Genomic DNA, 20,591 nt, shown 5'->3' on the forward strand with positions numbered 1-20,591 from the left:
GATGAATAGTACTGTTTCAAACGTTAGTGCAACTACAATATAACACAGTTTTATTTAATTATGCTTCAAATATTGATAGTAATTAACACGAAAACATTTACTGTTATCTATTATGATTTATACCCCAAAAAAACAACATAATTTCGTCAAGCTAAATAGCAATTCGATAGTTTTTACCTTACATTTTAAATATCATAAACTAAATAAAAGCGTTGATAGGCTTTTATTTTAGTTATAGCTAATTTTTTGTATCGATTGAATCATTAGCATTTTCATAAACTAAAGCGGAACCCTTAGTTAATATTGCAGATACCGAAACATCAGATAATTTTATCGTATGCTGACCTGGTTTTAAATCATACTTAGATACAGGAATCGCATTGTTATCAAGATAGATAGCATAACCAATAATTTGTTGTGCTTGATTCAAATCATTATTGACGTTAATACTGATTGATGTATTGATTTTGCGAAATGTCGAATTTTGGTGATTACTGATCTTTTGTTCTAATTTTTTTGACATTTCAACAACCATACCACCTGACTCGTTATTGCGTATTTGGATATCGCCATTACCCGTTTTTCCTCCTACCATAATCGGTATTTCAAATACTGCTTTAGAATCCATTTTTTCTCGATAACATTCAATATATTTTGCATCCGCAAAAATTTTTTGAATTTCATTTTTTGCTTTTATTAACGTGGATGATTCTTGTCGTGAATCTTTAAAGTCAGTACATGATGAAACTTCAATCAATATTTTTGACTGTACGGTTTTTGCTGTTTCACTTTGCACGTCGCTAAGGTTTACTGTCGGTGCTAATTCAACTTTACAACCTGATAGTAACGTAATAGCAATTAAACTTACCATGAATTTATTCATTTTACTTCTTACTTCCTTTTGATTTATTTAACTAATATCGGTTAAATAATACAATTAAAAAGATTATTAATCAAACATTAAGAAATGTAATATAAATTAAAAAAAGAAATTGGATTGTAATTACTTGGATTTGGTTAACCGCTAAAGACAAAACATGCACAGGCTTTAGTACTAAACCTGTGCAAGTCAGGATAGGAAGTTTTAATGACAGCGTAAATTATAAAGTAAAATCACTCAAATCATCTTCATTGATTTCAGAATCAATTTGACCGACTAGATAAGAGCTCATTTCGGCTTCTTGTGGCGCAACTTGAACATTGTCGGATACTAACCAATTATTGATCCATGGAATCGGGTTAGATTTTACCTCGTAAGGCAATTTCAATCCGACCGCTTGCATACGAATATTGGTGATGTATTCAACATATTGACATAAAATATCTTTATTTAAGCCAATCATTGAACCGCCTTCAAATAAGTATGCTGCCCACTCTTTTTCTTGATTCGCTGCTTGTAAAAACAGGTCATAGCAGTCTTGTTCACACTCTTTTGCGATTTCAGCCATTTCAGGATCATCTTCACCACTACGAAGCGTATTAATCATAAATTGAGTTCCCGTTAAGTGTAGGGCTTCATCACGGGCAATGAGTTTGATGATTTTTGCATTTCCTTCCATTAGTTCTCGTTCAGCGAAAGCAAATGAACAAGCAAAGCTGACATAAAAACGAATGGCCTCAAGGGCATTAACACTCATTAAGCAAAGGTACAGTTTCTTTTTCAATTCACGTAAGCTTATAGTAATGGTTTTATTGTTAACCGTGTGATTCCCTTCACCCAATAAGTTGTAATAGCTTGCATAACTAATCAGATCATCATAATAACCCGCAATGTCACCCGCACGTTTTTGGATCTCTTTATTTGTCACAATATCATCAAATACCACTGAGGGATCATTGACAATGTTACGTATGATGTGTGTGTAAGAACGAGAGTGAATTGTTTCTGAAAACGACCACGTTTCTACCCAAGTTTCAAGTTCAGGAATTGAAATTAAAGGGAGTAAAGCAACGTTTGGACTACGACCTTGAATCGAATCCAATAACGTTTGGTATTTTAAATTACTGATGAAAATATGTTTTTCATGTTCGGGTAGTGCCGCATAGTCAATGCGGTCTTGAGATATATCGACTTCTTCCGGACGCCAAAAAAAAGAAAGTTGCTTTTCGATTAATTTTTCGAACATTTCATATTTTTGTTGGTCATAACGCGCCACATTAACTGGTTGACCAAGAAACATGGGTTCTTTAAGCTGATCGTTATGTACATGCGAAAAGGTACTGTAATTCATATTCATAATCGTACTCCTAACTGAATTTAGTTACTTTTACCACTACCTGTCGACAGCGGAAAAGGGGCAATATTGGGGGATCAAAATCCCCCATTGAATGTTTTTAAAGTGATGCTTTGTTTTTGTCTAAAAGGGCAATTAAATTTTACAAGCCCCGCCTTCACAACCGTCATCACTTTCAGTTAGTGCAATATCCCCTTGAATATCTTCAGCCCCATCGCGTGTGTTATGGTAGTAGAGTGTTTTGACACCAAATTTATATGCGGTTAATAAATCAGCAAGCAGCTGTTTCATCGGTACTTTGTCATTCGGGAATTTTGTCGGATCATAATTGGTGTTAGCCGAAACTGATTGATCGATAAATTTCTGCATAATACCAACTAATTGTAAATAACCCGTGTTATTAGGAATTTGCCAAAGTAGTTCATAGAAGTTTTTTAAATCTTTATAGTCAGGTACTACCTGCTTTAAGATGCCATCTTTCGATGCTTTAACGCTGACATATCCTCGAGGTGGCTCGATACCATTAGTCGCGTTAGATATTTGCGAAGACGTTTCAGAAGGCATTAACGCCGATAAGGTTGAATTACGTAGACCATGGGTTTTAATTGATTCACGCAGCGCTTCCCAATCATAATGTAATGGCTCTTTAGTAATGGTATCAAGATCCTTTTTATAGGTATCTATCGGTAATATCCCTTGTGAATAGGTCGTTTCGTTAAATAAGTTACATGCACCTTTTTCTTTCGCTAGGTTATTTGATGCTTTTAAAAGATAATATTGCATCGCTTCAAACGTGCGGTGGGTTAAATTATTAGCGCTGCCGTCTGAATATTTTACCCCATGTTTTGCTAAATAATAGGCATAGTTAATGACACCAATGCCTAATGTACGGCGATTAATGGATGAATTGCGAGCAGCAGGAACAGGGTAATCCTGATAATCAAGCAGTGAATCAAGGGCACGAACCGTTAAATCGGCAAGCTCTTCAAAATCATCTAACGATTGAATTTCACCTAAATTAAAGGCGGACAGTGTACATAGTGCTATTTCACCCTTTTCATCGTTGACATTATTCAGCGGTTTAGTTGGTAACGCAATTTCCATACATAAATTAGATTGATGTACAGGCGCAAGCTGAGCATTGAATGGACTGTGAGTATTACAGTGGTCAACATTTTGAATATAAATACGTCCAGTTGATGCACGTTCTTGCATTAACAAGGCAAAGAGTTCTACCGCTTTTACTACACGTTTTCGAATGTTTACATCTTGTTCATATTGATGATACAGCGCATCGAATTTTGCTTGATCGGCAAAAAACGCCTCGTATAGACCCGGAACATCTGACGGGCTAAAAAGGGTAATGTTTTCGTTTTGGATTAAGCGTTGATACATTAATTTATTAATCTGAACACCATAATCCAAATGTCGAACACGGTTTTCTTCAACACCTCGATTGTTACGTAAAACCAATAGACTTTCGACTTCTAAATGCCAAAGCGGGTAAAATACCGTTGCAGCACCACCACGAACACCGCCTTGTGAACAGGATTTTACCGCTGTTTGAAAATATTTATAGAATGGGATACAACCGGTGTGGAAAGCTTCACCACCACGAATTGAACTACCAAGCGCTCGAATTTTGCCCGCATTAACCCCAATGCCTGCACGTTGTGACACATATTTGACAATTGCGCTTGCCGTCGCATTAATAGAATCTAAGCTGTCATCACATTCGATAAGTACACATGAACTAAATTGGCGTGTTGGGGTGCGAACACCGGCCATAATTGGCGTTGGTAATGAAATTTTAAAAGTTGAGACTGCATCATAAAAGCGTTTGATGTAGCTAAGACGCGTATCTTTAGGGTAATTAGCAAAAAGACAAGCTGCGACTAAAATGTATAAAAACTGTGCGCTTTCATAAATCTCGCCTGTTACCCGATTTTGAACTAAGTATTTTCCTTCAAGCTGTTTTACTGCTGCGTACGAAAAAGACATATCACGCCAATGATCGATAATTTTATCCATTTGTTCAAACTCTTCTTGCGTATAATCTTCAAGTAAGTGTTTGTCATAACGGTCACTTGCCACTAGTTTTTTTACATGTTCATAAAGTGGTGGAGGAGTAAATTGGTTATACGCTTTTTTACGTAAATGAAAAATGGCTAAACGTGCAGCCAAATATTGATAATCTGGTGAATCTTGCGATATAAGATCGGCGGCAGCTCGAATAATTGTTTCATGAATATCAGATGTTCGGATCCCATCATAAAATTGAATATGTGAACGTAATTCAACTTGAGATACCGAAACATTTTCTAATCCTTCTGCTGCCCATGTAATTACCTTGTGAATTTTATCAAGATTGATAGGTTCTTTCTTACCATCTCGCTTGGTCACAAATATTGATTTATTCATTTTCCATCCAGTTTTATCCCGTTTTTTGTGGAGCCTATCATAATTGATATTTGTCAAAATATACAATATATAGTGCCTATTAATCATTTTATTACTATATATAGTGTATTTATTAGTCAGTTAACATTTTTTTATTTTGTTAACTATCGGTTAGTAAACGTTTTTTTCTGTAATAAAATAAAATGGTTTAGAAAGGTTTTACTTATGAATCATTTTTGGTTTTTATAACGTTGAATTGCGCTTGCTTTATTTTGGGCTTCTAACCATGCAAGTTTATCGGCATAATTTTTTTCTGCACCACGATCAGTTGGTTGATAATATTTACTATCGGCCATTTCAGGCGGAAAATAATTTTCACCTGCTGCAAAAGCATTAGGTTCATCATGTGCATAACGGTATTGTGCTCCATAGCCCAAATTTTTCATTAGACTGGTTGGTGCATTACGTAAATGTTCAGGTACATCATAGTCTGGCTTAGATTGCGCGTCACTCATAGCTTGTTTGAAAGCAAGATAGACGGCGTTACTTTTCGGTGCACAAGCCAAATAAACTATAGCTTGCGCAATGGCGCGTTCTCCCTCGGCGGGGCCAACACGCGTAAAACAATCCCACGCCGCCAATGCAACTTGCATTGCTCTTGGATCAGCATTGCCGACATCTTCAGAGGCAATTGCCAGTAATCGACGAGCAACATAGAGGGGATCACCACCAGCAGTAATGATTCTTGCATACCAGTATAATGCAGCGTCAGGCGCAGAACCACGAATTGATTTATGGACGGCAGAAATCAAATCATAATATCGGTCACCTTGATTATCGAATCTGGCACTACGCTCACCCATGACTTCTTTGAGTAACGCTGGTGTTAGTTCATTGCCACCGGACATATCCACTAATAATTCAAGTGTATTCAGTGCACGTCTGGCATCCCCCCCGACAAATTCAGCAATCTGTTTTTTTGTTTCTGGTGGTAACACGACATGTTTATTGCCATAACCTCGAACCGGATCATCAATGGCTTGTTGTAAAATATTTTCGATATCGGCATTGGTTAATGATTTGAGTAAATAAACCCTAGCTCGTGATAACAGCGCTGAATTGAGTTCGAATGACGGATTTTCAGTTGTCGCCCCAATAAAAGTAACTGTACCATTTTCAACATAAGGCAAAAATGCATCTTGTTGGCTTTTATTAAAACGATGAACTTCATCAACAAATAAGATCGTACGGATACCCGCTTGCTGATTGATTTTTGCACGCTCAATGGCTTCACGAATATCTTTGATTCCGGATGTGACTGCCGAAATTCTTTCGACTTTAGCATGAGCATGATGCGCTATAATTTCAGCTAATGTGGTTTTCCCAGTTCCCGGAGGCCCCCATAAGATCATTGAATGAAGGTTTCCGGCTTCAATTGCTTTCGGTAATGGTTTTCCTGCTCCTAGTAGCTGAGTTTGTCCAATGTATTCTGATAAATTACGTGGACGCATTTTTGCCGCTAAAGGCTGAAATTCATCAGTCGTAAAATCAAATGACATGCTAGGCATAACAGGTAGTATCCAAGTTTGAAAAATTCATTATATTATATACTTGTTAATTGATAAGTGAAAAAGAAAAGAAAATAACTTTTCGAACTTAACGAAAAACGGTAATATTTTGACCTAATCAGATTTACGAACACTATTTAACGCTTTGTTATAGATAAAAAAAGTAAGGATTCGTTATGAAACAATTTTTAGTATTAATGGGATTATTAGTTAGCGTATCCGCTTGGGCAGGTGATAAAGAGGTCTTACAACAGCGTTTAGACAAAGTTGACGGATTTTATGCACGCTTTTCACAAGATGTAAAAACAGCAGATAATCAGCAAGTTCAGGAAGGAAAGGGGGATCTTTGGGTAACAAGACCTTACTATTTTAATTGGAGAATGACAGAGCCAGAGGAAACAACTATTATTTCGGATGGAAGTAATATGTGGGTCTATACGCCAACAGTCGAACAAGTCACGGTGATGGATTTAAAAAAAGCCGTTGATAATCGTTTAATGCTTTTAATTACCGATAGTCATAATCCTATTTGGAACCACTATCAAGTTACACGTAAACAAGATTCATTCACTTTAAAGCCAACAGACAGTTCAAGTCAGAATTTTATCATTTCAGTGTTACCAAGCGGAATGATTTCCAATTTTACGATTATTGAGGAAGATGGACAACGCAGTTTTTATGATCTATCGCACCAAAAACTTGGAAAAGTAGAACTCAGTAAGTTTCATTTTGAACCGCCTTTAGGCATTCAAATTGACGATCAACGATAAGTGATCAATGCATTTAAAGTAATCAAAGTCATTATCGATTATCATTTTGAGCCTTAAACACAAGATAGCGTCAATTAATTTTGCTAAATTTATTTTTAATTAGTTGATAGCTACGAGTGAGTTAAAGCTTGATGATTTGTTTAGTTTAGTCTAATTCATTGTTATTGATACTAATGACGGGATTATCAGAAAATAAATAGTGATCACGTCTTGTTTCAAAATCTTTATTTGCAGCATCAAAAAGTGCTTTTTTAGTGTTTTCTAAATGCTGCCACATCGCTAATTTTGCTGCTTTAGGATCTCGATTAATTAAAGCTTCCAAAATTTGGTTATGTTCATCTGCCCAATTATTAATGGTTTGTTCTGGCATATTTTCATGAAGTTTTTTCCATAAAGGATTTAACGTGCGCTGTTGCCATGTCTCTTCAACAATGATAGTTAAAGCACTGTTACGAGTAATCATGGCAATCTGAGTATGGAATTTAATATCCCAATAGGGATCGCGATGATGATCTTCTTTTTGAGCATTATGTTGAATTTCTAATAATTTAACAATATCTCCCTTGGTGATTTGTGTGGCAGCAAATTCAGCAATATTACTCTCAATAAGTTGGCGTGCTTGCAACAATTCAAAAGGCCCACTTTTTACAAAATTTAATCCTCCTGAAGTTGATGAAAGGTTTTTAAGCGAGCTATTGCCAATAACGTGGATACCCGATCCTTTACGTGCTTCAACAAAACCTTCAACTTCTAACATGATTATTGCTTCTCTTACGACAGAACGACTAACTTTTAACTCTTCGCACACCAATCTTTCTGAAGGTAATTTGCTTCCTATTGGGTAAATACCGCTAATAATCCGATTTTTTAATTCTGATGCGATGACTTGATAAAGCCTGTGATATTCATTTTGTTTTTCGGTCATAATTTATTTTTTTAAAATACCTAAGTCGTTTAAATATAACCTTAAAATAACATCTAATTGATTAGAGTTAAATAATGTAACTCTAATTTTTTTTATACTATTTTTATCAATTCTTACATAACTGACAAGTCGATAAACCATCTTAAATTGTTGTTATATTTTAGCTATATCATGTGTGTCAACTTTTTAGATTGTCATATATGTTTGAGTTAAATTTGATGTCTTTTTCACTAAATTTATATATCTAATATAGGTTAACTATCTTGCAGTTATAAGTTAGATTTTTTAGGGATACTTAACCGTGTTACATTTTATCGTCTCACGCAAGTTGCTGAATCGACATTCCTCATTTTTTGATCATTTAAAACACAGTTAATGGCGTCTAATTAAAACATTTTTAATCATTCAATGGGTAAACCCATCTTGTTGCGATTTATGAATTAAAAAGTTGTCTGATATCTTGTTTTAAAGTTCAACGTTCAAATTTTTTTGAATTTATCAGCATAATGATTATCTTACTTTTAGATTTACCTATTGTTAACAAAACACCATGATGAATTTTGCTGTTTATTGCAAGTCTTAGAAATAATTTTTGATGTGGATCACATTTATCCAATAAACCCATTAAAGCTAAATTTTTAGCTCTTTATATTCCTTATCAGTGGTTAACTCTTCATAGGATAAATTATGACAAGTGAATTTTATAAAAAACCAACTTATTGGTTTGCTTCCTGTTATAGCTTTATGTATTACGCAGCAGGCAGTTTTGTTTTCTCTTTTTACTCAATTTGGCTTAGTAAAGAGATTGGTTTAACAGCGAAACAAACGGGTATCATTTATTCATTTAACTACTTTATTTCGTTAATTATCATGATTATATATGGTGTTTATCAAGATAAATTAGTCTTAAAAAAACACCTTATTTGGTTTCAAAGTATTATTATCACCTGCGCAGCACCTGCATTAATTTATATTTATGAACCACTTTTAAAGCATAACTTTTATGTTGGTGTGATTTTTGGCAGTTTCTTTTTAGGATTTGGTTGGGTGGCAGGTATGGGACTGATTGATTCATATTGTGAAAAGATTAGTCGGGCGTTTGGATTTGAATTTGGACAATGTCGAACTTGGGGCTGTATTGCTTATGCAGTAGGGACTTTTATCGCCGGAATTTTAATAAGTATTAATCCCCATCTTAATTTTTGGGCAGCGTCAATTGTCGGTCTCTGTTTTATGATTTTAAATCTCAATTTCAAACCTGACTTAACTCAATCCTCAAGTGTGGTATTTCAAAAGAAAGAAAAATTGACCTTTAATGAAATCCTTTCTGTGTTTGCGCTCAAAAAGTTTTGGATATTTGTTATTTATGTATTAGGCACTTATAGCCTTTATAATATTTATGATCAGCAACTGTTTCCTGTCTATTTCACACAACAATTTACCGATGTAAATGATGGTTATCATTTATATGGTTTATTAAATTCTTTTCAAGTGTTCTTAGAAGCAGCAGTCATGTTTTGTGTTCCTTTTGTTGTTAATCGAGTGGGCGCAAAAAATGCGCTTATTTTTGCTGCATTTATATCGGCATCGCGAATATTTTTAACTGCTCATGTTGATAGCATTGTCATTATATCCATTATTAAGCTGATGCATTGTTTAGAAATTTCAACCATTTTAGTCTCAGTATTTAAGTATATTGATAACAATTTTAATGCTCGTCTTTCTGCCACTGTTTTTCTGATTGGTTATCAAGTCGCAGGTTCAGTTGGGGTTATTTTGTTCTCAACTTATGTTGGCGACATTTATGATACCGCTGGCGCCGCAACGACGTTTAATAATTTAGGTTTGGTGGTTTTAGGTTTTATGATTTTTGCCATTTTCTTCTTAAGTCGAGACCAAAAAGCAAACACATTAAAAAAAGATTAATAAAAACACATATCTTTTAGACAGTAATAATAAGAATTTATTAAGACATATTAAGGATTAAAAATGAATATATTCAATTCAGTGACACAATTTAACTTTGAACAAACTCGAACTATTTCACCTGAAAATATGACAGGCGAAAAGGGTAAGTCTTGTATGAAAGCGAGTGCTTTAGGCCCTAGCCGTAAAGGACAAGGGTGTATCTCGATTCCGGCAGGGGAAAAAATAACAATTGCAGAAATTAGCGGGCCTGCTGAAATTAGACATATGTGGTTTACCTTAACCGATAGAACACATCGTGGTAGTTTTGTCTTGCGTGATGTGGTTATTCGTATCTACTGGGATGACGAAACAATACCGTCAGTTGAAAGCCCAATTGGTGATTTTTTCTGTAATGGATTTGGAGCAAGATGTGATATCAATTCATTACCGATTGTGGTTAATCCAACAGGGGGATTTAACTGTTATTTTAGAATGCCATTCAATAAAAAAGCCAGAATAGAAATTCACAATGAGCATGAAGCAGATTTACAACATTTCTTTTTCACTATTAATTATGCCATCATGCCAAAACCGTTCGAACAGCCTCTCTATTTTCATGCACAATGGCGTCGTCAGCGTGTAACTCAGTATGCACAAGATTATGTCATATTAGATAACGTACAAGGTCATGGCTATTATGTGGGGACGTATTTAGCCTTAACCGCTTTAGAACGGTATTGGTGGGGAGAAGGCGAGTTCAAATTTTATCTGGATGATGATAGTGCGTATCCTACACAACATTCAACTGGCTCAGAAGACTATTTTGGTGGGGCATGGGCATTTCATAATCGTGACAGTCAAGGTAAGCCTAAAGCAAAATGTTTTCAAACACTGTTTATGGGCTATCCTTATCAAACTAATCGAGATGCTACACGGGATTTTTTTCAAACAGGTGATTCAAATCCGGTACATGGCTTTGGCGATGATGCACTTCCGATGCATGGTTTATACCGTTGGCATTTACCTGATCCGGTTGCTTTCCATAAAAATATTAAGTTAGCTTTTCAACAGATCGGAAATGATGATATAAGATTGTATGAACGTTGTGATGATATTGCCAGCGTGGCGTATTGGTATCAGAATCCCTCGGAAAATCACAACCCGACTTTTCCCAATAAACAACAACGCACACCACGATAGTTTGGAAGGTAAAATATGGCGAGTAATAAATTAAGAATCAATGATATTGCTCGTTTGGCTGGCGTTTCGGCAACGACCGTCAGCCATATTTTTAATAAACGAGATAAAAAATATCGAATCTCATCTCTTACACGCCAAAAAGTGCTTGCAATAGCTGAGCAGTATAAAGAGCAATCGCATATTCGTCGATACTTAGTCAAGGCGAAGAGTACTAATACAATTGGTGTCATTGTTCCTGATATGTCGAACTCGTTTTTTTCGATGTTTTTGCACCATTTAGAAGCATCATTTCGGGAAAAAAATATTCAGCTTTTAATTACTTGTAGCCACTATAATAAAGAGGTTGAAATTAATGTAGCGCAAAATTTGGTTGAACGAAAAGTGGATGCAATGATAGTGGTCACATCACTAGATAGCGATGAGTTTTACATGAGTATTAATCAACATACTCCGGTGTTATTTTTTGATCGTTATATTGAGCATACCCCACTTCCATTTATTACAAGTGAGGCAATAGGATCGGTAGCTGAATTAATCGAACCTTATGCAAAAAAATTAAATGAGTTTTATTTTATTGGTTGTGATGCACAACTCACTTCAATTTGTGCTCGGTTACAAGGATTTAAACAAGGTTTAACGAATGCAGGCTTAACGCCAGCTTCTGACTGGATCATTTGTGATAGTTATTGCCCAAATAAAGGTTATGACTTACTCAAACGATTGCATCAAAAATTAGGGCGTTTACCGAAAGCTATTTTTACTCCGTCCGGTAATTTATTGCAGGAAGTGTTGAGCTATTTAGTCGAGGTTAAAGTTAATCCAGACCAAATTTGCTTATGTTCGTATGATTATAATATTTATCTGGATTACTCTTATTATCCGATTGATGCTATTGCACAAGATTTTCAAACTATGGCACTGACGTGTGTAAACACTATAGATGATCTGCTTAATTTTAAAGCGCTAAAGCATAACGCGATTTTCATCAAACCACAAATTAAACGCCATCCATAGCTTTTACGATGAGAGACAAAAGTAATAATAAGATGATTAGCGATTAGCGTTTTTCATGATACGCGCTTTATCAACCTGCCATTGCCGTTCTTTGATATCCGTTCGTTTATCGTACTCTTTCTTACCTTTAGCCACACCAATTTTGACTTTTGCCCAAGCATTTTTCCAATATAATGAAAGCGTAACAACTGTGTAACCTTTTTGATTGATTTGACCAAATAGCGAATTTAATTCACGTTCATTCAAAAGCAATTTACGGTTACGCATGGGATCGCAGACAACATGTGTTGAAGCCACATTTAATGGTGTAATGGTTGCACCAAATAGCCATGCTTCCCCGTCTTTAAGCAGTACATAGCTATCGCTAATATTTACTTTTCCTGCACGCAGGGATTTAACTTCCCAACCTTGTAGGGATAATCCCGCCTCAATTTCCTCTTCAATAAAGTACTCATGGCGTGCGCGTTTATTTAATGCAATGGTTGCCGAACCGGGTTTGTGTGATTTTTTCTTAGTCATAATGTGCGTTATTATAGAGTTACGTGTTAATATATGCCACAAATTTTATTTTTAATTAATTAATGTTATGGCACATATATTTCACGAAGTTATTGAACCGTATTCAATTGAACAAATGTTTTCATTAGTTAATGACATTGAGCGATATCCTGAATTTGTTCCCGATTGTATCGCAACGGGAATTATTAGAAAACAGGATAATATTATTGCTGCATTTATTGAAGTTGAAAAATTTGGTTTCAAAAAATCATTTACCACATTAAATCAAATTAATGAACCTAATTCAATCGATTTAACCCTTTTAGAAGGCCCATTCAAGCATCTTTCGGGCAAATGGCAGTTTACTACACTTTCTGACAACCAAAGTAAAATCAGTTTTAGTTTAGATTTTGAATTTCAAAATAAATTATTAGACATGACTTTTACCCCAATGTTTAAAGATGTGATGATAAATATGGTTAAAGCGTTTTCCAATCGAGCAAGGCAGATTTATTAATATGATAACGGTTCAAGTTGTGTATGCGTTACCGAATAATCCGACAATAATTGATTGTCAGGTTGAAGAATCGACGAATATCTTGCAAGCAATAGTAAAATCCAATATCTTATCTATTTGTCGCATTCAATTAGATGATCATCTAATTGGTATTTATGGAAAACGTTGTTCGCTTGATGAACTAGTGAAAGAGGGTGATCGTATTGAAATTTATCGCCCTTTAATCAACGATCCTAAAGAAATAAGACGAAGAAGAGCAGCATTAAATAAATAATGATTACTGGCAAGGGAAACACGATGCATAATCTGATAATTGAAAAGATTGAAACCTTATGCAAAAAACGCGGTATTAAATTGACAACCCAGCGTCGTACAGTTTTAGATATCATGTTAACGGCAAATAAGGCTATGAGTGCATACGATCTTTTAGATTTATTAAAAGTCAGTGAACCCCAAGCCAAACCACCGACTATTTATCGTGCCCTTGAATTTCTGCTTGAGCAAGGCTTTATACATAAAGTTGAATCAAGCAATAGTTATATTGTTTGCCCACATTTTCAAGACCCCGATCATCTTTCAATTCTCTTTATTTGTGATAAATGCCGACAAATTTTTGAAAAACACTCAGCAAATATTGAACAACAACTAAAACAACTGGCACAACAAAGTCAATTTTTGATTAAACACAGCGTGTTGGAAATTCATGGAGTGTGTCAGTCGTGTCAACCTTAATTATTTTTCTTTGGCTATTGAATATCGGCTGTGACACGGTCGGTCAAATCGCCTTTAAATATGCAGCGATTACCTCAAAGCATAATCAAGGTTTGGATTATTGGCATAAACTATTTGGTAATTTTTGGCTTTGGATTGGTTTTGGATCTTATTTTGTTGGTTTTATTTTCTGGTTAGCTTTTTTAAGCGAAGTGCCTTTGTCACAAGGTATTTTATTGGGTTCGTTTAATATGATAACGGTCATGTTAGCAGGACGAATCTTATTTAAAGAGCACCTAACGTGTTTTCGGTTGTTAGGGATATTTTTTATTACAGCAGGAGTAGTTTTAGTAGGACTCACGGAATGAAAAAATTCTATTTAATTGGCTTTATATTACTGCTTTTTTTTGATACTTTTGGTCAAACCAGTTTTAAGCTGACAGCAATATCGGCTTTGCCTTTCGAATTGAGTGTTGATTGGTTATTACGTATTTTTAGCCACTGTTGGGCTTATTTAGTCATGATAGGTTATACCGGTGCATTTGTGACCTGGATGGTACTGTTAAAAAAAGCACCAGTTGGCCCTGCTTTTGCAGCCTCGCATTTACAAGTTGTTACGGTAATGTTAGTGTCGGTAATGGTGTTTAATGAAAAGATTACATTAACACGCTTTATAGGCGCAATAAGTATAATCATCGGGATTATTTTTTTAGCGTTAGCTGAACAAAGAATTCACCAAAAGTCTAAATAGCGCATAGCTAATTTGAAAATGATGTGATTTTAACAATTTATGGCAATTACTTCTTAAATTTGTTTATCGAGATTCTTTAACATTTCGATTATAGGTCGATTTGCATCAGGAAATTCATCCGCATTCAATTCTTCTTGATCTACCCATCGGCTGGGTTGTCCTTCTTTAGCAAATGGAACGCCGTCCCATTCTTCCACTAAATAAGCGTGAATGGTAATATCACGATCATCGTAGCTGTGTTTCACTACTTTTAAAAATTGAGCATCATGGATTTGGATATCAACTTCTTCAGCAATCTCGCGTTGCAAAGTTTGATAAGGTGTTTCACCTACTTCTATTTTTCCTCCGGGAAACTCCCAAAAACCCGCTAAATGAGAGTCTTCTCCACGTTGGGTAATAAAAATTTGACAATTTTCCGAACGTATAATTCCTATTGCTATTTCAGTATGTTTTCTCATAATTCTGTTTATCTATCCGTAAAATTAGGGAAAGTGAACACTTTCCCTTGAATTTAAACGACGATGATAATCGCTGATTAAATCATCAATAATGTTTGATGATACTAAATTTTTTGCTTATTGAACAGCACCATGACAATGTTTATACTTCTTACCTGAACCACAAGGACATGGATCATTTCGTCCCACTTTGGCTTCAGTGCGAACTCTAGGTTGAGTTGAACTTGTATTGTTTTCGCTTTCACCTTCGATATTAGAAGCTGATTCATGACTTGCATGTTGCTTAGCTGATAGTTTTTCCATTTCAGCAATGCGTTGACGTTCTGCTTCTTCCACTTCTTCTTGTGAACGAATAACAACACGACTTAATATCCCAATAACTTCATATTTTAGTGATTCTAACATGTCTTCAAACATGTTAAAGGATTCACGTTTATATTCTTGTTTAGGATCTTTTTGCGCATAACCTCGTAGATGAATACCTTGACGTAGATAATCCATCGCAGCCAAGTGTTCTTTCCACAAGTTATCAAGCGTCTGTAACATAACTGTTTTTTCAAAATGTCTAAATGCTTCTGAACCTGCTGCTTGCTCTTTTTCTTCATAAGCTTGTTGAGCAATTTGAATAATACGTTCTCGAAGTGACTCTTCATAAAGATTTTGTTCTTCATCCAACCATTTAGCAATTGGAAGATCCAAATCAAAATCACGTTTTAGCGCTAATTCAAGTCCTGGTACATCCCACATATCTTCGATTGATTCCCGTGGAATATAACGATCGATGAGCGCATTAAATACATCAACACGGATTACGGTAATGGTATCTTTAATTTCAGTATTATCCAGTATCTCATTTCGTTGACGATAAATTGCTTTACGTTGCTCATTGGCAACATCATCATATTCAAGCAATTGTTTACGAATATCAAAGTTACGACTTTCAACTTTCTTTTGAGCATTCGCAATCGCTTTATTGACCCATGGGTGTTCGATCGCTTCGCCTTCTTTCATACCCAATTTACGCATCATATTACCAACACGTTCTGACGCAAAGATTCTCATCAGCGGATCTTCAAGCGATAAATAAAAACGTGAACCGCCCGGATCTCCTTGACGACCAGCACGACCGCGTAACTGATTATCAATACGACGGGATTCATGTCGTTCTGTACCTAAAATGTAAAGCCCGCCCAGTGCAATAACTTCTTCATGTTTAACTTGCCATGCTTGTTTAGCTTTTTCGATATCTTCTTGAGTTGGATTTTCAAGTTTTGCTAAATCGCTTTGCCAGTTACCGCCAAGCATAATATCGGTACCTCGACCCGCCATATTGGTTGCAATAGTGACAGCGCCTTTACTCCCTGCATTAGCAATAATTTCTGCTTCTTGGGCATGGAACTTGGCATTTAATACGTTGTGCTTAATGCCAACTTTTTTAAATGCATTGGATACCAATTCTGATTTTTCAATCGATGCAGTCCCCACTAGTACTGGTTGTCCTCGTTTTACACAATCTTGTACGTCAGCGACAATGGCTGCAATCTTCTCTTTTTCAGTCATATAGACTAAATCGGATTGGTCTTTACGCTGCATTGGGCGGTTAGTTGGTATAACAATGGTATCCAAACCATAAATCTGATGGAATTCGAAGGCTTCAGTATCGGCAGTACCCGTCATACCGGCTAATTTTTCATATAGACGGAAATAGTTTTGGAAAGTGATTGAAGCTAACGTCTGGTTTTCATTCTGAATTTTAACATGTTCTTTTGCTTCAACCGCTTGATGTAAGCCGTCAGACCAACGACGTCCTTCCATTGTTCGTCCAGTATGCTCATCGACAATAATAATTTCGTTATTTTTAACGATGTAGTCGACATCACGATGAAATAAATGATGGGCTCGTAGTGCCGCATTGACATGATGCATTAATACAATATTACTTGGCGCATAAAGCGACTCATCATTTTTCATGATACCTTGTTTAATTAGTAGTTCTTCTACCTTAATTAATCCTCGTTCAGTTAGATTAACTTGACGTGATTTTTCATCAATTGAAAAGTCACCGTCTCCTTGAAACTGATCTGAGTCTTCTTTTTCTTGGCGAATAAGATGAGGGATAATTTTATCAACACTCACATATTTATCTGAGCTGTCTTCGGCTTGCCCAGAAATAATCAACGGTGTTCTTGCTTCATCAATTAAAATAGAGTCAACCTCATCGACTAAAGCATAATGTAATGGTCGTTGAACACGCGCATCTTTACTAAACACCATATTGTCACGTAAGTAGTCAAATCCATATTCGTTGTTGGTACCATAAGTGATATCAGCGCTGTAAGCTTCTCGTTTTATTGCTGGCGGCATATTGGGCAGGTTAATACCAACGGTTAAACCTAAAAATTCAAATAAAGGACGATTATTTTCAGCATCACGTTGTGCTAAATAATCATTGACCGTGACGACATGCACACCTTTGCCTGTTAATGCGTTTAAATAAGCGGGTAATGTTGCGGTTAACGTTTTACCTTCACCTGTACGCATTTCGGCTATACAGCGCTCATTTAAAACCATACCACCAATTAACTGAACATCAAAATGACGCATACCAAAAACACGTTTACTGGCTTCACGGACAACGGCAAAAGCTTCTTCTAAAATATCATCTAAACGGGTACCTGATGCTAATTTTTGTTTAAATTCAACTGTTTTTGCTTTAAGTTCATCATCAGTTAATGCTTCCATTGCAGGTTCTAATGCATTAATTCTTTCAACACGCTTACGCAGGGTTTTTAGCACACGTTCATTACGGCTACCAAAAACTTTAGTTAATAATTTTAATAACATAAATTTCTCTTTCTTCTTTTAATAGGGAATGTAAGGTCGACACCTTAGATAAAAACATAAAAATTAAGTAATAAACTCTTAAGTTAAATAGTGTTTTTAGGACCTGCTCTTATCGCATTATGTGAAGTTATTTGAATGGGTTTATTGGTGGATAAAATATCGTAATTAGTCGCCATAAAGACAGTATTGGTACTGAATTTTTGGGGGTTGGTTAACGATGGTGACACCTTTCGGGTTGATATTTGTTGATCTTGAACGATTTCATTGTTCGCCATAATCCCAACGTGAGAAACCGTTGATTCATTGGGGATTGCTTCTTGCTGGCATAAACTAAACCCAGTAGCAATTACACCTAATAATAAGTGCGATAGAGCTGTTTTGATTGTTAAGCGTTTACTGAGTATTTGCCAGAAATTAGTCATGATCATAGTGGCAATATGTTAGCATTATTTGCCAAAATGAAAAACATTTATTACTTGTATTGTTATCAAGAAAATGAAGATTCAGTTAAAAAGGAAATTTATCTATCTTGTCGAACGTTTAATGACAAGATAGATAAAGATAAAAAACTATTTTACCATCAATTGACCCATCATACCCAGTGTTTCATGTTCAATGATATGACAATGATACATGCGTAATCCGGGCATATTTTGTTGAATCTTTATCGTGATTGTTTCATGGGGTCGAAGATTCACTGTATCTTTTAATGCCACGTATGGAGGTGGTGTTTTTGTACCATTAAATTCATGTGAAACGACCATAAATTGTGCGCCATGAATGTGAAAGTTATGATCCATATGAGAGTTATTATGAATAGTCCATTCTTCAACCTCGTGAATTTTACTTTCAAGATCGATACGATTCATATCATGGCGTTTGCCATTGATTAAAAATAACATTCCGCCACGCGGCTCTTTCATGTCCATCACTTCGGTATATTCCAGTTTTTTGTGTGCGGTGGCTTGTCCAAGTTTTGGTAAGGTACGAAGTGTTGATGGCAAGGTGATTGAGTTTGACTGCGTTAAATCTAATTCTGCAAGTAACATATCTTGTTCAGGTGGTACATTGCCCATTTTGCCTCGATCGTAACCGATAGATTGCAAATAAACCGTCCCCGTTTTTTTAGGTAGAATAACAATTTCTGCCCGTTCGGCAGGGGATAACAGTAATGGTTTATTTAGTGATACAGGTTCAGACAATAATCCACCGTCAGTCCCCACTAAAAAGACATCACAATCAGGAATGGATAAGTTAAGGTATCTACCTGAACAAGCGTTCCAGATTCTTACACGTGTCGCTGAATCAACTTTAATTTTAGGTCGATAACTCCCGTTAATTAATACAAATTGACCTTCACGACCGTTCATCCAATCAACCATGGTATTGTCGGCAATTTCACCTTTATCCGTTAATTTTAAATCTGAAAAGAACCAGTGTTGTTCAGGAAGAGAATTTAAAGGATCATCTTTACTTCGAACAATGAATGTTCCAGCTAAACCTCGATAAACTTGTTCAGCTACTGTTTCATGTCCATGAGGATGATACCAAAATGTGCCTGCATTTCCTTTAGGAACGTCAAATTCATAAACACGACTTTTTCCCGCTGGAATGGCATCTTGAGGGTTACCGTCTTGATTCGATGGAATAAGTAACCCATGCCAATGCACGGTTGTAGCTTGTGGCAGATCATTTTTTACCGTGATTTTAACGTGATCACCCTCGTTAACTTCAATTTTAGGGCCGGGAATCATACCGTTATATGCCCAAAATTCCGTCGTAATTTCAGGTGTTAAGGCAATTTTGACGGGTTTGAGGTGTAAGGTCGCTTCAAATACTCCCGGTTGATTACTTTCATTTTTTAAATTGATCAAGCTGGGTAAATTGTCGTTCTGTTTTAGTGAGGAAGTAGGCAAAAGCTTTTGTGGTTTTTGATCGTGATTCATATTCATGTTCATATTCATATGTTCGTGCATATTATCCCCCTTGTTACAATCATCAGAATTGAGTTCGCAGGTCATACCCGTCATCTTGGTATGTTCCATTTTAGCAATGGCTTTGGTTGCAACTAATCCACCTACAGCAGCCGTAAAATTCATTAAAAAATGTCGACGTTTCATAATATTCCCATAATAAATTAACTGATTTAACAATAACGCTGAAAATCGTGATGTGAGCAAACATAACGATAGATAACGTTTGTTTATAACTGATAGTGATTAACAACTACTATCTAATAGCGATAACTTATTAAGCAATTCGTGGTGGTCTTAATTCAGGAATAAATTCATTATCATTTGCAATGAATTTAAGTGATAAAAAATGTGTAAAGTTGATTTGCCTATCGAGGTTAATGGCATAGTTTGAAACGATTGCCCCACATACAGCACAATGATTGATTAATGAACAATTTATTTTTGATGATAAAGATTTAGCGTGATGAGGATCCGAGCTTTGATCGAATGTTAAAATGGAATGAGTCGTTGAAAAACAAGTCGAGTCAAAAGATTTTCCCATTTTTGATAATGGTAGTAAAAAATAACCAAACAGCAACAAAACCGCTGTTAACACAACGATGCCTTTAAATTGTATATTGAGGATCCTTATTGACATATTACAATCTCACAACGCATCAAATCGCTAATAAGCAATATTGTACTTCAAACGTCACGATATAGCACGTTTTTTAAACATTTCTTATTTTTAAACAGTATAATTGAAAGCTAACAGATTGAATAACTATATTAATTATAAAAATCAACTATAGACTTTTTTTAAGTTTGACGAGTTCAT

At 35.6% G+C, this 20,591-nt stretch carries 20 protein-coding genes; 9 read left to right on the plus strand and 11 right to left on the minus strand.

Annotated elements, in window-relative coordinates:
• Positions 1-238: 238 nt before the first annotated feature.
• From J3U35_RS02545 to J3U35_RS02560, 4 genes are all read right to left on the minus strand, one after another.
• Positions 239-883 (minus strand): DUF7424 family protein, encoded by a 645-nt coding sequence (locus J3U35_RS02545; protein WP_267359350.1) that lies wholly within the window; start codon positions 881-883, stop codon positions 239-241.
• Positions 884-1,100: 217 nt separating this feature from the next.
• Positions 1,101-2,231 carry a class Ia ribonucleoside-diphosphate reductase subunit beta gene (gene nrdB / locus J3U35_RS02550; protein ID WP_065559020.1) on the minus strand — a complete coding sequence of 377 codons (1,131 nt, stop codon included), beginning with the start codon at positions 2,229-2,231 and terminating at the stop codon, positions 1,101-1,103.
• Positions 2,232-2,369: 138 nt separating this feature from the next.
• Entirely contained in the window at positions 2,370-4,655 is a 2,286-nt protein-coding gene (nrdA, locus tag J3U35_RS02555) for a class 1a ribonucleoside-diphosphate reductase subunit alpha (protein WP_267359352.1), read from the minus strand.
• A gap of 209 nt (positions 4,656-4,864) precedes the next feature.
• Positions 4,865-6,202, minus strand: coding sequence for a replication-associated recombination protein A (locus tag J3U35_RS02560; protein WP_267359354.1), 1,338 nt, complete (start codon positions 6,200-6,202; stop codon positions 4,865-4,867).
• 176 nt (positions 6,203-6,378) lie between these two features.
• Between J3U35_RS02560 and lolA the strand changes: the two genes are divergently transcribed.
• Positions 6,379-6,972 (plus strand): outer membrane lipoprotein chaperone LolA, encoded by a 594-nt coding sequence (gene lolA, locus J3U35_RS02565; protein WP_267349822.1) that lies wholly within the window; start codon positions 6,379-6,381, stop codon positions 6,970-6,972.
• 145 nt (positions 6,973-7,117) lie between these two features.
• Here lolA and J3U35_RS02570 read toward each other — a convergent pair whose 3' ends face one another.
• Positions 7,118-7,897, minus strand: coding sequence for a GntR family transcriptional regulator (locus tag J3U35_RS02570; RefSeq protein ID WP_267349820.1), 780 nt, complete (start codon positions 7,895-7,897; stop codon positions 7,118-7,120).
• 687 nt (positions 7,898-8,584) lie between these two features.
• Here J3U35_RS02570 and J3U35_RS02575 point away from each other — a divergent pair.
• From J3U35_RS02575 to J3U35_RS02585, 3 genes are all read left to right on the plus strand, one after another.
• The gene (locus tag J3U35_RS02575) at positions 8,585-9,823 is read left to right on the plus strand and encodes an oligosaccharide MFS transporter (RefSeq protein ID WP_267359356.1); all 1,239 of its coding nucleotides are present in this window, start codon (positions 8,585-8,587) and stop codon (positions 9,821-9,823) included.
• Positions 9,824-9,886: 63 nt separating this feature from the next.
• Positions 9,887-11,005, plus strand: a complete 1,119-nt coding sequence (locus J3U35_RS02580; RefSeq protein ID WP_267359358.1) for a glycoside hydrolase family 172 protein — start codon at positions 9,887-9,889, stop codon at positions 11,003-11,005.
• A gap of 15 nt (positions 11,006-11,020) precedes the next feature.
• Positions 11,021-12,019: a substrate-binding domain-containing protein gene (locus tag J3U35_RS02585; protein ID WP_267359360.1), complete on the plus strand. Its 999-nt coding sequence runs from the start codon at positions 11,021-11,023 to the stop codon at positions 12,017-12,019.
• 36 nt (positions 12,020-12,055) lie between these two features.
• Here J3U35_RS02585 and smpB read toward each other — a convergent pair whose 3' ends face one another.
• Positions 12,056-12,538: an SsrA-binding protein SmpB gene (gene smpB / locus J3U35_RS02590; RefSeq protein WP_267359362.1), complete on the minus strand. Its 483-nt coding sequence runs from the start codon at positions 12,536-12,538 to the stop codon at positions 12,056-12,058.
• A 67-nt stretch (positions 12,539-12,605) separates the two neighbouring features.
• Here smpB and J3U35_RS02595 point away from each other — a divergent pair, with 67 nt between their 5' ends.
• Genes J3U35_RS02595 through J3U35_RS02615 form a run of 5 tightly spaced genes read left to right on the plus strand, consistent with a single transcriptional unit; the run spans position 12,606 to position 14,496 of the window.
• Positions 12,606-13,034: a type II toxin-antitoxin system RatA family toxin gene (locus J3U35_RS02595; protein WP_267349810.1), complete on the plus strand. Its 429-nt coding sequence runs from the start codon at positions 12,606-12,608 to the stop codon at positions 13,032-13,034.
• A 1-nt stretch (position 13,035) separates the two neighbouring features.
• Entirely contained in the window at positions 13,036-13,308 is a 273-nt protein-coding gene (locus J3U35_RS02600) for an RnfH family protein (RefSeq protein WP_267349808.1), read from the plus strand.
• A gap of 23 nt (positions 13,309-13,331) precedes the next feature.
• Positions 13,332-13,766, plus strand: a complete 435-nt coding sequence (gene zur / locus J3U35_RS02605; RefSeq protein ID WP_065558826.1) for a zinc uptake transcriptional repressor Zur — start codon at positions 13,332-13,334, stop codon at positions 13,764-13,766.
• Positions 13,754-14,113 (plus strand): EamA family transporter, encoded by a 360-nt coding sequence (locus J3U35_RS02610; RefSeq protein ID WP_267349804.1) that lies wholly within the window; start codon positions 13,754-13,756, stop codon positions 14,111-14,113. Before zur ends, J3U35_RS02610 begins: the two co-directional genes overlap by 13 nt.
• Positions 14,110-14,496 (plus strand): EamA family transporter, encoded by a 387-nt coding sequence (locus J3U35_RS02615; protein ID WP_267359364.1) that lies wholly within the window; start codon positions 14,110-14,112, stop codon positions 14,494-14,496. The genes J3U35_RS02610 and J3U35_RS02615 overlap by 4 nt, the downstream gene beginning before the upstream one ends.
• A gap of 53 nt (positions 14,497-14,549) precedes the next feature.
• Here J3U35_RS02615 and mutT read toward each other — a convergent pair whose 3' ends face one another.
• The 5 genes from mutT to J3U35_RS02640 all read right to left on the minus strand — a co-directional run bounded on the left by mutT (position 14,550) and on the right by J3U35_RS02640 (position 20,411).
• Positions 14,550-14,954: an 8-oxo-dGTP diphosphatase MutT gene (gene mutT, locus J3U35_RS02620; RefSeq protein WP_267349800.1), complete on the minus strand. Its 405-nt coding sequence runs from the start codon at positions 14,952-14,954 to the stop codon at positions 14,550-14,552.
• Positions 14,955-15,071: 117 nt separating this feature from the next.
• Complete coding sequence (gene secA, locus J3U35_RS02625) at positions 15,072-17,798, minus strand: preprotein translocase subunit SecA (protein ID WP_267359366.1); 2,727 nt, start codon at positions 17,796-17,798, stop codon at positions 15,072-15,074.
• Positions 17,799-17,881: 83 nt separating this feature from the next.
• The gene (locus J3U35_RS02630; protein WP_267349796.1) at positions 17,882-18,220 is read right to left on the minus strand and encodes a hypothetical protein; all 339 of its coding nucleotides are present in this window, start codon (positions 18,218-18,220) and stop codon (positions 17,882-17,884) included.
• 147 nt (positions 18,221-18,367) lie between these two features.
• Positions 18,368-19,918, minus strand: coding sequence for a multicopper oxidase family protein (locus J3U35_RS02635; RefSeq protein ID WP_267359368.1), 1,551 nt, complete (start codon positions 19,916-19,918; stop codon positions 18,368-18,370).
• Between the two features lie 130 nt (positions 19,919-20,048).
• Positions 20,049-20,411 (minus strand): hypothetical protein, encoded by a 363-nt coding sequence (locus tag J3U35_RS02640; protein ID WP_267359370.1) that lies wholly within the window; start codon positions 20,409-20,411, stop codon positions 20,049-20,051.
• Positions 20,412-20,591 lie beyond the last annotated feature (180 nt).

The organism is Gilliamella sp. B2717 (assembly GCF_026536675.1).
Classification (GTDB): domain Bacteria; phylum Pseudomonadota; class Gammaproteobacteria; order Enterobacterales; family Orbaceae; genus Gilliamella; species Gilliamella apicola_I.

Coding starts and splice junctions, on each gene's coding strand:
- secA (WP_267359366.1), bottom strand. CDS start 17,798: ATGTTATTAAAATTATTAACTAAAGTTTTTGGTAGCCGTAATGAACGT.
- zur (WP_065558826.1), top strand. CDS start 13,332: ATGCATAATCTGATAATTGAAAAGATTGAAACCTTATGCAAAAAACGC.
- J3U35_RS02640 (WP_267359370.1), bottom strand. CDS start 20,411: ATGTCAATAAGGATCCTCAATATACAATTTAAAGGCATCGTTGTGTTA.
- J3U35_RS02585 (WP_267359360.1), top strand. CDS start 11,021: ATGGCGAGTAATAAATTAAGAATCAATGATATTGCTCGTTTGGCTGGC.
- J3U35_RS02570 (WP_267349820.1), bottom strand. CDS start 7,897: ATGACCGAAAAACAAAATGAATATCACAGGCTTTATCAAGTCATCGCA.
- J3U35_RS02615 (WP_267359364.1), top strand. CDS start 14,110: ATGAAAAAATTCTATTTAATTGGCTTTATATTACTGCTTTTTTTTGAT.
- J3U35_RS02580 (WP_267359358.1), top strand. CDS start 9,887: ATGAATATATTCAATTCAGTGACACAATTTAACTTTGAACAAACTCGA.
- J3U35_RS02595 (WP_267349810.1), top strand. CDS start 12,606: ATGGCACATATATTTCACGAAGTTATTGAACCGTATTCAATTGAACAA.
- mutT (WP_267349800.1), bottom strand. CDS start 14,954: ATGAGAAAACATACTGAAATAGCAATAGGAATTATACGTTCGGAAAAT.
- nrdB (WP_065559020.1), bottom strand. CDS start 2,231: ATGAATTACAGTACCTTTTCGCATGTACATAACGATCAGCTTAAAGAA.
- smpB (WP_267359362.1), bottom strand. CDS start 12,538: ATGACTAAGAAAAAATCACACAAACCCGGTTCGGCAACCATTGCATTA.
- lolA (WP_267349822.1), top strand. CDS start 6,379: ATGAAACAATTTTTAGTATTAATGGGATTATTAGTTAGCGTATCCGCT.
- J3U35_RS02630 (WP_267349796.1), bottom strand. CDS start 18,220: ATGACTAATTTCTGGCAAATACTCAGTAAACGCTTAACAATCAAAACA.
- J3U35_RS02575 (WP_267359356.1), top strand. CDS start 8,585: ATGACAAGTGAATTTTATAAAAAACCAACTTATTGGTTTGCTTCCTGT.
- J3U35_RS02545 (WP_267359350.1), bottom strand. CDS start 883: ATGAATAAATTCATGGTAAGTTTAATTGCTATTACGTTACTATCAGGT.
- J3U35_RS02600 (WP_267349808.1), top strand. CDS start 13,036: ATGATAACGGTTCAAGTTGTGTATGCGTTACCGAATAATCCGACAATA.
- J3U35_RS02560 (WP_267359354.1), bottom strand. CDS start 6,202: ATGCCTAGCATGTCATTTGATTTTACGACTGATGAATTTCAGCCTTTA.
- nrdA (WP_267359352.1), bottom strand. CDS start 4,655: ATGAATAAATCAATATTTGTGACCAAGCGAGATGGTAAGAAAGAACCT.
- J3U35_RS02635 (WP_267359368.1), bottom strand. CDS start 19,918: ATGAAACGTCGACATTTTTTAATGAATTTTACGGCTGCTGTAGGTGGA.